Source organism: Candidatus Nanosynbacter featherlites (assembly GCF_037013405.1).
GTDB lineage: Bacteria > Patescibacteriota > Saccharimonadia > Saccharimonadales > Saccharimonadaceae > Nanosynbacter > Nanosynbacter featherlites_B.
On sequence record NZ_CP146064.1, the window covers coordinates 665,644 to 678,864 of the forward strand.

At 49.3% G+C, this 13,221-nt stretch carries 11 protein-coding genes; all 11 read right to left on the reverse strand.

The genetic code is table 11. The annotated features are described in order from the left end of the window. Window positions 1–2: 2 nt before the first annotated feature. Window positions 3–632, reverse strand: coding sequence for a protein kinase domain-containing protein (locus V4210_RS03610; protein ID WP_338520669.1), 630 nt, complete (start codon window positions 630–632; stop codon window positions 3–5). A gap of 220 nt (window positions 633–852) precedes the next feature. Further along, entirely contained in the window at window positions 853–2,745 is a 1,893-nt protein-coding gene (dnaK, locus tag V4210_RS03615; protein ID WP_338520670.1) for a molecular chaperone DnaK, read from the reverse strand. 142 nt (window positions 2,746–2,887) lie between these two features. Continuing rightward, window positions 2,888–6,205 (reverse strand): choice-of-anchor U domain-containing protein, encoded by a 3,318-nt coding sequence (locus V4210_RS03620; protein ID WP_338520671.1) that lies wholly within the window; start codon window positions 6,203–6,205, stop codon window positions 2,888–2,890. A 120-nt stretch (window positions 6,206–6,325) separates the two neighbouring features. Then, window positions 6,326–6,790 (reverse strand): nucleotide exchange factor GrpE, encoded by a 465-nt coding sequence (locus V4210_RS03625; protein WP_338520672.1) that lies wholly within the window; start codon window positions 6,788–6,790, stop codon window positions 6,326–6,328. Between the two features lie 15 nt (window positions 6,791–6,805). Beyond that, entirely contained in the window at window positions 6,806–7,513 is a 708-nt protein-coding gene (locus V4210_RS03630) for a hypothetical protein (RefSeq protein ID WP_338520673.1), read from the reverse strand. Window positions 7,514–7,556: 43 nt separating this feature from the next. Next, the gene (locus tag V4210_RS03635) at window positions 7,557–8,993 is read right to left on the reverse strand and encodes an LssY C-terminal domain-containing protein (protein WP_338520674.1); all 1,437 of its coding nucleotides are present in this window, start codon (window positions 8,991–8,993) and stop codon (window positions 7,557–7,559) included. Next, a complete protein-coding gene (locus V4210_RS03640) occupies window positions 8,990–9,712 on the reverse strand; it encodes a guanylate kinase (protein WP_338520675.1) in 723 nt (240 codons plus the stop codon). The genes V4210_RS03635 and V4210_RS03640 overlap by 4 nt, the downstream gene beginning before the upstream one ends. A gap of 4 nt (window positions 9,713–9,716) precedes the next feature. After that, window positions 9,717–10,967, reverse strand: a complete 1,251-nt coding sequence (locus tag V4210_RS03645; protein WP_338520676.1) for a WD40/YVTN/BNR-like repeat-containing protein — start codon at window positions 10,965–10,967, stop codon at window positions 9,717–9,719. A 107-nt stretch (window positions 10,968–11,074) separates the two neighbouring features. Beyond that, window positions 11,075–11,533 carry a 5' nucleotidase, NT5C type gene (locus V4210_RS03650; RefSeq protein WP_338520677.1) on the reverse strand — a complete coding sequence of 153 codons (459 nt, stop codon included), beginning with the start codon at window positions 11,531–11,533 and terminating at the stop codon, window positions 11,075–11,077. A gap of 2 nt (window positions 11,534–11,535) precedes the next feature. Then, window positions 11,536–12,498, reverse strand: a complete 963-nt coding sequence (locus tag V4210_RS03655) for a hypothetical protein (protein ID WP_338520678.1) — start codon at window positions 12,496–12,498, stop codon at window positions 11,536–11,538. A gap of 60 nt (window positions 12,499–12,558) precedes the next feature. After that, entirely contained in the window at window positions 12,559–13,110 is a 552-nt protein-coding gene (locus V4210_RS03660) for a hypothetical protein (protein ID WP_338520679.1), read from the reverse strand. Window positions 13,111–13,221 lie beyond the last annotated feature (111 nt).

The window sequence follows — 13,221 nt, forward strand, 5'->3', positions numbered from 1 at the left end:
CATCAAATTCGTGATTTGGCTGCGCACAGTGCCGCGTGCAATTCACGAGCATCACTATACCGGCCCTCCCACGGTCCAGTAGCGATTGTCATTATTTCTTGTATATCTTTTTGCTGAGACAGCGCAGGTTTGATACGGTATTCTGGGAAATCACTACCTGATTCCCAAATCAAATCATGTGTTAGCTCATGAAACACCATACCGATGGCATACACATCAAATCGGTAATCAATGAACAAGCCTGACTTGGCAATCTCTGGTGCATGTTCCCTGTTCCAGCTTGAATGCGGTCTAGTCTGTATATACGGAGATCTAACCTGGTTATAATCAAATAGCGTCAGTATTGGCCGGCTCTCAGTCTCATCGTAGAAGATGTTCGTTGGTCGGATATCATGGTGCACCAATCCTCGTTCGTGGAGGTATCCGGCAGCTTCTGTCACCTGTACCATCATATTGAGCACTGTCCTGGCGACAATCTCACCATCATTAATCTTTTGTTGTACAATATGTTTCTGCTTATCTAACGTAGCGCCCATGAGCGGGTATACTTCGTGGAGCGGCTCTCCCTGTGCTGCCCGAATAGCCAGCGGTGCCAGGAGATGATTTGGCTGGTCGTTCATCAATTGTTGCATCAGTTCGACCTGGGGGCTAGCTGCGCATGCCAGTATATGTCTGCCTACCTTATGAACTCTCCCTTGCTCATCAACTGTAAAACACGAAGAATATGTATCAAACTGGCTCATAATTACTTATATAACAATTCGCTGGCAGCGGCGCAAGCATAAGCCTGGTCCAGACAATACAAAACTACCCCTTGAGAGGGGTAGTTTATGTCACGAGTCGATGCCGAGATTATTTCTCGTCGACCACCTCGCCTTCGACTGGCTCGTCTTTGTCGGATTTTTTATCACCCGTAGATTCATCAGCCTTGTTATCCTCAGCAGCTTGCTGGTACATTTTGGCACCGATTGGCATGATGGCGTCCTGCAGTGCTTTAGCTGCCGCTTCCAGCTCATCTTTATCATCAGCGTCTTTATGCTTTTCCGCTTCCTTAACCGCTTCGTCAATTGCCTTCTTGTCGTCCTCAGAAATCTTATCTTTGAACTCATCCGGCATTTTCTTTGCCTGGTAGATGGCGTTTTCTAGCTGGTTTTTAGCGTCAACGGTTTCGCGCTTTTTCTTGTCCTCATCAGCGTGCAGTTCGGCTTCCTTCTGGGCTTTTTCGATATCTTCCTTACTCATGTTGCCAGAGTTTTGGATGGTAATTGATTGCTCCTTGCCGGTACCTTTGTCTTTAGCAGTAACATTGAGGATACCGTTGGCGTCGATATTGAAGGTCACTTCAATCTGCGGCACACCGCGTGGTGCTGGCGCAATACCATCGAGCTCAAAATGCCCCAGGCTCTTGTTATCTTTAGCAAATTCGCGCTCACCCTGCAAGACATGGATTTCTACTTTTGGCTGATTGTCAGCGGCCGTCGAGAATACTTCACTCTTGCTGGTCGGCACGGTGGTATTACGCTCGATCAGCTTGGTCGACACACCGCCCATCGTCTCGATACCAAGGCTGAGCGGCGTCACGTCCAGCAGCAACACATCCTTGACATCGCCAGCCAGCACACCACCCTGAATGGCTGCACCAACTGCCACCACTTCGTCTGGGTTAACGCCTTGCATTGGATCTTTGCCGAATAGCTTCTTCACTCGCTCAACCACCGCTGGCATACGGGTCATACCACCAACCATAACGATTTCATTGACGTCAGATTTTGATAATTTAGCGTCTTTGAGTGCTTTTTCAACTGGCACGTCAAGGCGATCCAACAAATCTTTCACCAAATCTTCCAACTTGGCCCGTGTCAGACTCAGTTCAAAGTGCTTTGGTCCATCAGCATCAGCGGTGATGAACGGAATATTGACTTCGTATTCAGTAACTGTCGACAGCTCCTTTTTGGCCTTTTCGGCTTCGTCCTTTAGACGCTGCATGGCCGCATTGTCTTTGCGTAGGTCGATGCCTTCTTTAGACTTGAAGTCATCCAAGAAGTAGTTAACGATGACGTTATCGAAGTCCTCACCACCGAGGTGGGTGTCACCATTAGTGGCTTTCACCTCAAACACGCCGTCGCCGAGTTCCAGAATGGAAACGTCAAACGTACCACCACCAAGGTCGAACACCACGATGGTTTCGTCATTTTTACCTTTTTCCAGGCCGTACGCCAAAGCTGCCGCCGTTGGCTCATTGATGATGCGCTTGACTTCCAGACCGGCAATTTTACCAGCATCTTTGGTAGCTTGGCGCTGCGAATCATCAAAGTAAGCTGGCACGGTGATAACCGCTTCAGTAACTTTTTCACCCAAGAATGCCTCAGCATCAGCCTTGATCTTGCTAAGGATCATAGCTGAAACTTCTTCTGGTGTGTATTCTTTGTCGCCCATCTCTACTGCTACACCGGTACCTTTTTTAACAATCTGGTATGGCATGATATCGAGGTCTTTTTGGACTTCCTTGTCAGTAAACTTACGGCCGATCAAACGCTTGACACCGTAAATAGTGTTCTTTGGATTGGTTACACGCTGACGCTGAGCCACTTGTCCAACCAAGCGCTCACCCTTTTTATTAATTGCCACCACTGATGGCGTGGTACGGTTACCTTCAGCATTAGCGATAACTTCTGGCTTGCCTGCCAGCATGTACGCAAAGGCACTGTTAGTTGTACCGAGGTCAATTCCGATAATTTTACCCATATGATTCCCCTTTCTTATTATGATCACATCTGGTTTTTCTTATATTCATTTTAGCACTCTTTTATGTCGAGTGCCAACTATTTCAGTATAAATAATTAGCACTCGCGTGTCAAGAGTGCTAATTATTTATTTAGTGTCTTTATTACATCTTTTTGCGGATGAACCAAACTCCGGCACCACCAGCTGCTACCGCTACTACTGTTACAGCGATGACACTAGCACCGGTATCTGCCAAGTAGCCACCCTTGTTGGTCGCCTGAGTATTCTTGCCAGTGCCGTTGGTTGTTGCACCGCCAGGGTTCGTAGGCCCGGTAGGATTACCAGTACCACCACCAACGCCAGGGTTAGTTTGCTGTTGACGCTCGTAGACACCGACTGGGTCTACGATAGTACCATTTGCAGCCTTATCCTCGTCACCAAAGCCGCCGTCAGTCAAATCATAGGTTACTGTCGTATGCTTACCATCAGCGGTCGTGCCAAATGTCACGCGATTAGTGATATCTTCTTTGACAGCACCGCCACTTATCTTGACCACGGCTAATTGACTATGATCAGCGTAATGTTTACTCAGAGTCAGTGTCACGCGCGTTGTGTAGCCGACCTTGGCAGTCTGGCCGGTACAGTTGATGGTAAAGCCAACGATGTCACGCAAGACACGGCCGTCATAATCATTCGGAGCAGCTGCCACTGCGGCTGAAGCAATGTTGTAGCACTGGGTGCCAGCTGTAGCAACAGTCACCGTACCACCACCTGGCTGCGCAACAGTCGCTGAAGTGGTTGGCGTGGTTGGCGTTGGCGCTGGATTGACAACAACAGCGTTCAATTTTGCTTGCAGCGCTGTTTTTTTAGCAGGATCTTGCACCTTATTCACTAAGACCTTAGCGGCATCAACGGCACTTTGTGTTTTATCAGCTTCTGCCTTGGCAACTGCAGCCTGAGCAGCGTCTTGAGCGTCTTGCTCTTTTTGCTTGGCGCTAGCCACTGCACTGTTGAGGTTAGCGATCGCTGATTGAAGGTCTGACGCAGATGGATTTGCCTGGTTCAAGATGGCCTTAGCAGCGGCAAGAGTTGAAGCAACTGTCGGATCCGATTTGATGTATGATGGTGTCGCTTCTGCAGCAGTGATGGCTGCTTGCAAGCTTGCTTTATCAATTTTCAGTGCATCGAGCTTGCCCTGTAAGGCTGTGCGTGCATTGTCCAGCTCAGACACTGAGACATTCGCGTTATTTATAACTGCTTCAGCTGCCGTGACCTGCGCTTGAAGAGCGGCGATAGTGCTACTGCTCATGCCGGCAACCGTGGCTGGATCTTTAGCTTTAGCGATCAATGCAGTGAGGGTTGAGCGAGCACCAGAAATAGCGTTGGTTACCGCATCGAGCCTTGCCTGGAAGGCGGCCTTCTTGCCTGCGTCACCTACTGCATCAACTTTGGTTTTAGCGGCAGCAACGTCAGATGGACGCTTGGTTGATTCAGCATTGGCTACTGCTGCTTCAGCCGCGGTAACTTTCTGCTCCTCTTCACTTGGACCAACCGGTGCATTGTTAGTAGTCGTGTAGATGGCGCCACCGTATGCTGCTGCAGCGATTTTCGAGCCGTCGGCAGAGCTGGCAATTGCTGCCCAGTTTGGCACACCAGCAGACGTCTGAGCCACCCAGGTTGCGCCACCGTCATTTGAGCTGTAAATGTATCCACCGCCACCAGCAGTTGCTGAAAGTTTTTGACCATCGTCAGAAATAGTAACCGCAGTCCAGTTATGAAGTCCATCAGCCGCTCGCTCAGTCCAGGTTGCACCAGCATTGGCGGAAGTGTAAATCCTGCCACCAGTTGCTGTTGCTACTAATTTATTGCCATCGGCGGAGCTGGCAACTGCTGACCATTTACGAGAGCCTGAGTTTGCCTGTGCAGTCCAAGTTACGCCAGCGTCGGATGAGGTAAAGACTGTGCCATCCTCAACCGTTGCCACCAACTTGTTGCCATCGGCGGAACTAGCAACTGCTGACCATTTACGAGAGCCAGAACTTGCCCGTTCGGTCCAGTTCGCGCCAGCGTCGGATGAGGTAAAGACTGTGCTACCTTTGGCTACAGCTACTAGCCTGTTGCCATCGGCGGAACTAGCGATTGCCGTCCAGTTGTGAGACCCAGGGACACCACGTGCGGTCCAGTTTGCGCCAGCGTCGGATGAGGTAAAGATATAACCACCCCAGTCGTATAGTGCAGCCAGTTTATTACCGTCAGCAGAGCTGGCAACTGCTAGCCAGTTGCGGTCGCCCGCCCCAGGGTGCTCAGTCCAGTTCGCGCCAGCATCGGATGAGGTGTGAATCTTACCGCCCCATGCTGCTGCAACCAATTTACTGCCGTCAGTAGACCCGGCGATTGAGGACCAATTTCGAGAACCTGCCACATCACGCTTTGACCATGTAGCACCCGTCTTTGGTACAGGTGTCTCAGCCGGCTGTGTGCCCGCACCCTTTTGGAATACACGAACGTAGTCGATCAACATGGTTTGCTTCGGGAAACTATCTGAAGGAGAGATTGGTTTCTGATCCGCATCTGCCTCCACGTAGTCGTTTATGATAAAGCGCCATCCCTCATCAAACGTCTTTTTAATCAATGATGCATCAGCTAATTTTGTCAGAGGAGCAGCTGGTGTACGTTCAATTTCCTTGCTGTCAGTGGGGCTGGCGTGATAATGATATGCGGTGATTGGCTTGTCATCCACAAAATACTTAACCGTCTCACCATCATACTCGACCGCCCATGTGTGCCATTCATAGGCCAATGTACCTGGCTTGGAGCCTGCTCGGTGTTCATCGCTGTGGATAATCCTCCTGGTTCGCCAACCATTTTTCCAATTGCCAGAAACGCCATGATGGTAACAGGTAGCATGGGTACTTGACCAGGTATATGCTGGTGTGTAGGAGTACCATTCAATGATGTCTAGCTCGCCGTATGGGTCATTAGCATTAGGATTATCATTACAATTCTTTAATGAGACACCATTAACCATCCACAGTGATGGTCGTGTACCATTTTTTCCATTCCAGTTAAATTTGGCGCGAATCTCGGCGCGGAAAGGTTTTGTACCATCCACCACCTTAGTCTTATTCGTCACTCGACCGCTAAGGTATCGTGTCATCTTACCATTTGGACATGGCGTTTCGCTAGCATTAGAGTCATTCAATGGTTCATCAAGATTTGCAACACAGTGGCGCTGCGTTTTGATCTCTAGATAATCATTGTTGACAACCCTGACGTTGCTCGGATTGTAGGCTAGGTGATTATTGCCATAATTATCTTTATTTTGTTTGAATACGTCCCAGCTATCAGGCACTGAGGTACCTTTAAACTCCTCGCTCCACACAACGCCCCATTGACTTGCATTGGTGCTACCGTTGTACAGTAAAGCTAACAATAAGATACCACCAGCTGATACTAGTGCTACGAATAATCGTTTCGCCATCCCCTTTTTCTCCCTGTGTTTATGTTAAAAACTCTTGCCAAAAATTATAGCGCTAATACATTCTGATTGCAAGCATTGTTGTAAATAAAACTATTGATGTCTGGGGTGAAATACGGTAAATTATCGCCGCGTGACTTTGACCATTGCGTCGCGAATCACCGTGCCGTCAAGGGTATAACCAGCACGTAGCTCCTCGGCGACAACTTCTTTATCGCCGTCTGCTTCTTCGTCAAACTGCACCGCCTGATGCAGCTCAGGATTAAACAACGTCCCTGGCTTGGCATCAATTTTTTCTAAGCCAATTTCTTTGAGCTGCTTGTCGAGCTGTTTGCCCAAACCAGCCATGCCTTTAGCCCAAGCGTTATCTGCTAGTTTCTCCGGCACATTAGCAATCGCTCGCTCAATCGTATCAATCACTGGTAACAATTTCATCACTGACTTGGCCTGACCCATGCTGTGGGCTGACTGCTTTTCGGCCTCGACACGCTTACGATAATTCTCAAAATCGGCCCGTGTCCGCTGTAAGTCCAGGGTCAACTCATCAATAGTATGTTGCAAATCATCAATCTTCTTGTGTTTCGTCATATTCCTCCTCTATCCTTACACTTCCTCTAACATCGCACCCGTTCGCCTCACCAGCTCCATCGTTCGACGGTAATTCTGCCGAGTTGGACCGATCACACCGATGTAACTGCGATCACTAAACGATGAACGAAACTTACTGATGATCAGGGTCGCGCCACTTGCTTTACCGATTGGGTTCTCGCTACCGATAAACACGTTGAGCGGTTCATTGGGCGCAGCTTCAACTAGCCAGGGCTCAATATTGTCAATCAGTCTGGCGATGGCCTGAACGTGATTGCCTTCAATAAACTCTGGCTGAGAAAACAGCTGTGTCATGCCATTCATGTACAGGTGATCACCAAACGAGGCAAAGCCGAAATTGCCCGTCAGCTCAACCAGACTATCAACCGCGCTGCGGATGGCTCTGTCAGATTTATCAACGTGCGAATTAACATGCGCTTCGATCGCCCTCGCACTGCGATCGATACCACTTGGCAGTTCAGTCATTTGCGCAGCGGTGATGCCATTAACATAAAACCGATAGCCTTTGTCAGTCGGAATGCGACCAGCACTGGTGTGCGGTGCCTCGATAAATCCCATCTCCTCGAGCTTGGCCATTTCGCTGCGGATAGTGGCGCTGGACACACCAAACAATTTGGCAAGCGTCACACTACCAACTGGCGCCGCAATTTCAGCGTACTGTTCGATGATGGCGGCCAAGATAGCCTGCTGGCGTTCAGTCATGGATACATTATAGCGTACATCTGGCACTCATACAAGTAGAGTGCTAAGTTGTCTTCTGCTTGGCACGGCGTGCAGTCGTGCGAGTGTGAGTGAACTGCCTGGCCGCGTCAGACGATAGCATCAGGATAATCGTGATATTAATACCGATGAACGCCAGGGTGCCAACGCTTGTCCAGGTGATTTTACCGATGGTCAAGGTGAATGACGTTGCCAACACTGACAGGCTCGACAATATCATCAAGAGTAATCGGTCTTTGTTCGAGCCGCGGAACGTACCTCGTGACAGCACAGCTGTTACTAAGATCCAACCCGCGCTCAAACTCAGCACTCCTCGAATCGTCCACTCCGCTCCTGTGGCGGCCACAGAAGTGTCCAAGCCCTCAACGATAAAGTCCTGGGTTGTCTGATGCAACAATTCGTCAAACAACAGAAAATCAAACAAGGCGCCCATCAGGACAATCGCTATAGCCAAAACGGTAAACAAAATAGCAAACGATATTTGCGGCGGTCGGCGATTCCATAATTGTTGCAGCACCGTATCGTGTTCTTCCGCGGAGATGGCATATTCATGCGCGGTTGCATCCAAAATAAGCCCTGCTCTTTCGGCAATTGTCTGCTGATTTGCTACAACTGCCGCCAGTTCCAAGACCGGCAAGTCACCATCCGTCTGAATACTGTCGCCCCCACCATTGCGCGAGTGATAACCCGTCGAAAAGTCTTTCAAATTTGTCACTGCCACCTGCGGTGTGTGCTCAGTGACGGTCTTCACGATATAGTCACGCTCGATGTCAGTATTTTCATCAATTTTATGAGTAACTTGCAGAGTAAACAATGACAATCCAACACTTTTGTCGTATGTCCCTGCTGCCAGCCAATCGACCTGATGGCCACCAGGCAGCAACCAGCCCTGAGGGCAGCGCCAAAACCGCACGTGATGACGTTTGCCAGGGCTACCGTCTACTTCTTGCTGATAGGCAAAATCTTGACGACGACCAAACAAGAATAGTGATGACACAGGAGCTGAAGCATAGCTCCTGCCAGTCAGCGTAGAAAAAATTATCTTCCAAGCTGACCGAACGGTGATTTCATCAGCAATCGTCCAACCAGCATCAATCATCACTTGATGTAGCTGGGCTTCTGAGCCTCTGAGCGCCACATTGACTGGGTCACCTAATAATCCGTCAGCAGTCCGCGTACGACCAATGAAATAGTTTGGCACATACAAACTACTTAAAATACGGTGTAGCCGAGGCAAAGCTAAGTATGCCATGATAACCCAAAACAGCGCAAAAAACGCCACCAGCCACCAACCGCCAGAATACCAGCCCTCACGCCAAACCAACCAACCGAACCAAAATGAAGCCAAACCGGCCAACAAGAAAAACGCCTGGTCGATCAGCGCAGACAATGACCATGGCGAACGACGCAGGGCCGAAGCTCGTTTTTGGATATGGTCAGAAACCTGGTGACGATAACTCATACGATACTATTATACTGTCGAATATTTTCTAAAAGCCTCCTTGCGGCCAAACGGGCTTCATCGTCTTGCTGGTTAAACAAGTCACCCCGTTCAATGATGTCATGACAGACACGGACCGCTCTATCAAGGTCATCATTAATAATAACATGATAATACGGTACAGAAAGTGCTTGTGTCATTTCTTTGATAGAACTAGCCAGCCGTTTCGGCCATTCAGCGTGAAATGCTTCCTCGGTAGTATACCGACTTTTCAGACGAGTCAGCCAGGTTTCGTAGTCGGGAGGTATGATAAAAATTGAAATACTTTGCGGAGCTAAAATCTCATATTCAGCAGCGCCTTGCACATCAATATCAGCGATGACTGTTTTGTTTTGTTCATAGGCCGCCCGAATCTCAGCCGCTGAAGTGCCATAGACTGTGCCATGAACAAATTTAGCCTCAATAAATTCTTGATTTCTCAACATTTGTGCAGCCATGGTCGAGTCGATGAAATGGTAATCGACACCGTCAACTTCTGGACGATTATTGTTAATACGCGGCGCACGAGTTGTGTGCGAAACGATGCTGCTAAAATCTGGAATCTGCAATAATCGCTTTTTGATGGTGTCTTTACCGGCGCCAGAGATGCCAGTCAATAGGGCAATCTTGGCTTTCTTGATCAGCTCGACGGTTGGCTCAGCTGGTTGATAATTAGCAATCAACCGCTCCAATTCGTCCATGCGTTTAGCTGTTCCTACGTTTGACGATCCAAAGGATACCTGCACCAATACCAACAGCTGCGAGTGAAGCGAGTGGCCAGACATTGTCACCAGTGTCAGCCAAGTAACCTTTGCCAGTTGGCTTTGTTGGCTGGGCAACTGGCGCACCGGGATTGGTTGGCTGAGCAGGAGTTGGTGTTGGGGTTGGCGTCGGGGTTGGTGTTGGTGGGGTTGGTGGGGTCGGTGGGGTCGGTGGAGTGACTGGCGCTTCCTTAACGGTCGCGGTACTGATGAAGCCATTGTTCATAGCCGCCGCAATGCGAGCACCGTCGCTAGACATCGCGATAGAGGACCAGGCGCCAGTTGCAGCCGTGGTTTGCTCTTCCCAGGTAGCACCTGAGTCACTTGAAACATATATTACGCCACCAGTGACGGTTGCAGCCAATTTAGTGCCGTCTGCAGAGCTGGTGATGGCAGTCCAAGCACGATTGCCGGAAGCGGCTTGTTCTTGCCAGGTCACACCTGCGTCATTTGAGGTGTAAACCGCGCCGCCATTGACAGTCGCGGCGAGTTTAGTACCATCGCTTGATCCAGTGATGGCAGTCCAGGCACGGTTGCCAGAACCGACTTGTTCTGTCCACGTTACACCTGAATCATTTGAAGTAAATACTGCACCACCAGTAACGGTTGCAGCCAGTTTGGTGCCGTCAGCAGAGCTGGTGATTGAGGTCCAAGCACGGTTGCCGGAACCAGCCTGCGGTGTCCACGTTGCGCCTGAGTTACTGGAAGTAAATACTGCGCCGTTTTTAGCTGTTGCAGCCAGTTTGGTGCCGTCAGCAGAGCTGGTGATTGAGGTCCAATCAAAAGAACCACCCGTTATACCATTGCTTCTCCAGGTTTGACCTCTATCCTCTGAGGTTAAAATGTAACCACCCCAGTGGTACACACCAGCCAATTTAGTACCGTCAGCAGAGCTGGTGATCGCAATCCAGGCGCGAGAGCCAGAGTCAACTCGCTCAGTCCAAGTCAAACCAGCATCATCTGATATATATACTGAACCGCCGCTCATAGTTGCAGCGAGCTTATTACCGTCAGCAGAGCTAGCAATTGAAGTCCAAGGGCGACTACCAGAACCAGCCTGTTCTGTCCATGTAACTATTTGTTTTGCATTAGCTGATTGGCTAAATACCGCAATCACCGCAGCAATTACCACCAAACACCCTGCCTTAGCAGCGCGGGCTATTGTTCTTTTTCTATTACCCCAGAGCGACCCCATTGAATAATCTCCTTTTTATTGTTTTATGGCAATATCTAATATAATCACTGCCAGTATATCATGATGTCGCTTATGTTAGCAAGCATATTTGCCAAGTATTGACGACTTTATAACAGTTCACGCAAAATGGCTTGCCAATCAGGAAATTCATCTGAACCAAACCGTATCAATCGCCCTGAAAAGTCACCCGCACCATTTGCCGTCCGATCATCGATCAAGATATCGCCTCGACTCAGATGCTTGACCGATGAAAAAACAACCTTGCGAAAGAAAATATTCTCCCGACCATCGCCGCCAAAATACTTCTTCACCCACGCCAGTTTATCACCCAGTGCCGTCGGATTCTCCCATGGCGATGACGACAGGATATATAAATCATACTTTTCCTTCAGCTTATCAACCGCCTCGAGGGCGCCCGGCATCGGATCCATCAGTGCAAAAACACCCGGAATATTATCATATTCACCCGCAAACTTCTCAAGCATCTCAGGCAGGACCTTCGTCAAAGCCGACGTAAAGTCGACCAGTACGCCGTCCATATCAATATAAATAATTGGTTTCTTCATAATCAATCCCTCTTTAACATCACCGTAAACGCTTCTGACGGAATGTCAACCTTGCCGAAGCGTTTCATGCGCTTTTTACCACGAGCTTGCTTGGCGAGGAGTTTCTTTTTGCGACTGACGTCGCCACCATATAGGTAGCCAGTAACGTCTTTACGGTAAGCACCGATGTTCTCGCGGGCAATGAATCTACCGCCAATCGCCGCCTGCAACGCCACCTCAAAGCTCTGGCGCGGCACCACGTCTTTGAGTTTTTTGACGATTTCCCGGCCCAAGCCTGGCGCCTCAGAGCGGTGACACATCACACTTAGCGCATCAACCATCTCGCCCGCCACATAAAAATCCACCCGTACCAAATCTTCCGGCCGGTAGCCCACCAGCTCATAATTAAACGAACCATAGCCGCTGGTGGCCGACTTCAGTTGATCATAAAAATCCGTCAGCAGATTTGCCAGCGGCGCCGTAAAGGAAATCAGTGCCCGCTCATCGATGTAGCTAAGGTTTTTTTGCCGGCCGCGCTTGGCGACAATCAGCTGAATCACCGCACCAATATAATCTTGTGGCACTACAATTTCACCGTCAATCCACGGCTCGCGAACCTCGGTAATTTGTGCTGGGTCAGGTAGTTCGCTGGCCGACTTAATATCCAACTCCTCGCCATTGGTGAGGCTGACTTGATAATCAGTACTCGGATTGGTGACGATGAGATCCAAATTATACTCGCGCTCCAGCCGCTCACGAATGATATCCATATGGAGCAAACCAAGAAAGCCGATCCGCACACCATAGCCCAGCACCGGCGAATTTTCCGGCTCAAACTGCAGCGCCGAATCACTGAGACTCAACTTCTCAATCGCCTCCTTCAGGTCATTATAATCTTCGTTAGACACCGGGAAGAAGCCCGCATAGACGAAGGGCTTGACTTCTTTGTAGCCAGGGAGGGGCTGGACAGTAATTTTTTCAGTCATTGTGTCATATTATAGCATTTTACAGAGATACCGTCGAATCACCGTGTTAGTTTATATTCCTCACGGAGTATACGACGTGTGCATATCAACTCGCCTCGAAGGTGAGGCTAATGGATACATATAGGGCAGTTCTCTGTTTGGCACAATATCATAATATCGACGATACCGGTCGTCATTAAATTCAGACTCATTACCCTTAACGAAATGTAGCGCTGGATGGTTCCTCGAAGTAGTACCACGCTTCACCAATAATCCAACATGCGACCACGTTTCCGACGTGACGTCTGGCTCCAGCCCGTACTTAGCAAGCAACAAGGCAATGATAGGTTTGCGGATGACCGAGGTAGTTCCTGGTTCAAGACCAAGCGCAGGAGTTACCTCCTCAAAGAAATATTCCAACATGGACGTGCCAGCCCGATATTCAGACGGAGCATCACGAAACAGCATGCCAGCGAAGCACGCCTTTTCGCCAAGCCTCACATAGCTAAGCCGCGCCATGGGCTTCTCCGCATTTTCCCCAAACATAATTCTTTCTACTCCAGACGGCGCAGTTCGCGCATGAGCTGGAACGCGGTCTCCATTGGCAAACGTAATTGGCGGTAAATCATTCATAGCTAATCATAATATTTTCTTACTGTCACCGTATCGCTCGTCCCTTTGAGGACAGCGATAGTGCCGTCAAGCAATGACTCGGCAGCTATCTGTGACAGATTATCAGATTAT

What these genes read in the sequence shown, in the direction of transcription:
- dnaK (WP_338520670.1), bottom strand. Translation starts at nt 2,745, where the DNA reads ATGGGTAAAATTATCGGAATTGACCTCGGTACAACTAACAGTGCCTTT.
- V4210_RS03625 (WP_338520672.1), bottom strand. Translation starts at nt 6,790, where the DNA reads ATGACGAAACACAAGAAGATTGATGATTTGCAACATACTATTGATGAG.
- V4210_RS03635 (WP_338520674.1), bottom strand. Translation starts at nt 8,993, where the DNA reads ATGAGTTATCGTCACCAGGTTTCTGACCATATCCAAAAACGAGCTTCG.
- V4210_RS03630 (WP_338520673.1), bottom strand. Translation starts at nt 7,513, where the DNA reads ATGACTGAACGCCAGCAGGCTATCTTGGCCGCCATCATCGAACAGTAC.
- V4210_RS03620 (WP_338520671.1), bottom strand. Translation starts at nt 6,205, where the DNA reads ATGGCGAAACGATTATTCGTAGCACTAGTATCAGCTGGTGGTATCTTA.
- V4210_RS03650 (WP_338520677.1), bottom strand. Translation starts at nt 11,533, where the DNA reads ATGAAGAAACCAATTATTTATATTGATATGGACGGCGTACTGGTCGAC.
- V4210_RS03645 (WP_338520676.1), bottom strand. Translation starts at nt 10,967, where the DNA reads ATGGGGTCGCTCTGGGGTAATAGAAAAAGAACAATAGCCCGCGCTGCT.
- V4210_RS03660 (WP_338520679.1), bottom strand. Translation starts at nt 13,110, where the DNA reads ATGAATGATTTACCGCCAATTACGTTTGCCAATGGAGACCGCGTTCCA.
- V4210_RS03640 (WP_338520675.1), bottom strand. Translation starts at nt 9,712, where the DNA reads ATGGACGAATTGGAGCGGTTGATTGCTAATTATCAACCAGCTGAGCCA.
- V4210_RS03655 (WP_338520678.1), bottom strand. Translation starts at nt 12,498, where the DNA reads ATGACTGAAAAAATTACTGTCCAGCCCCTCCCTGGCTACAAAGAAGTC.
- V4210_RS03610 (WP_338520669.1), bottom strand. Translation starts at nt 632, where the DNA reads ATGCAACAATTGATGAACGACCAGCCAAATCATCTCCTGGCACCGCTG.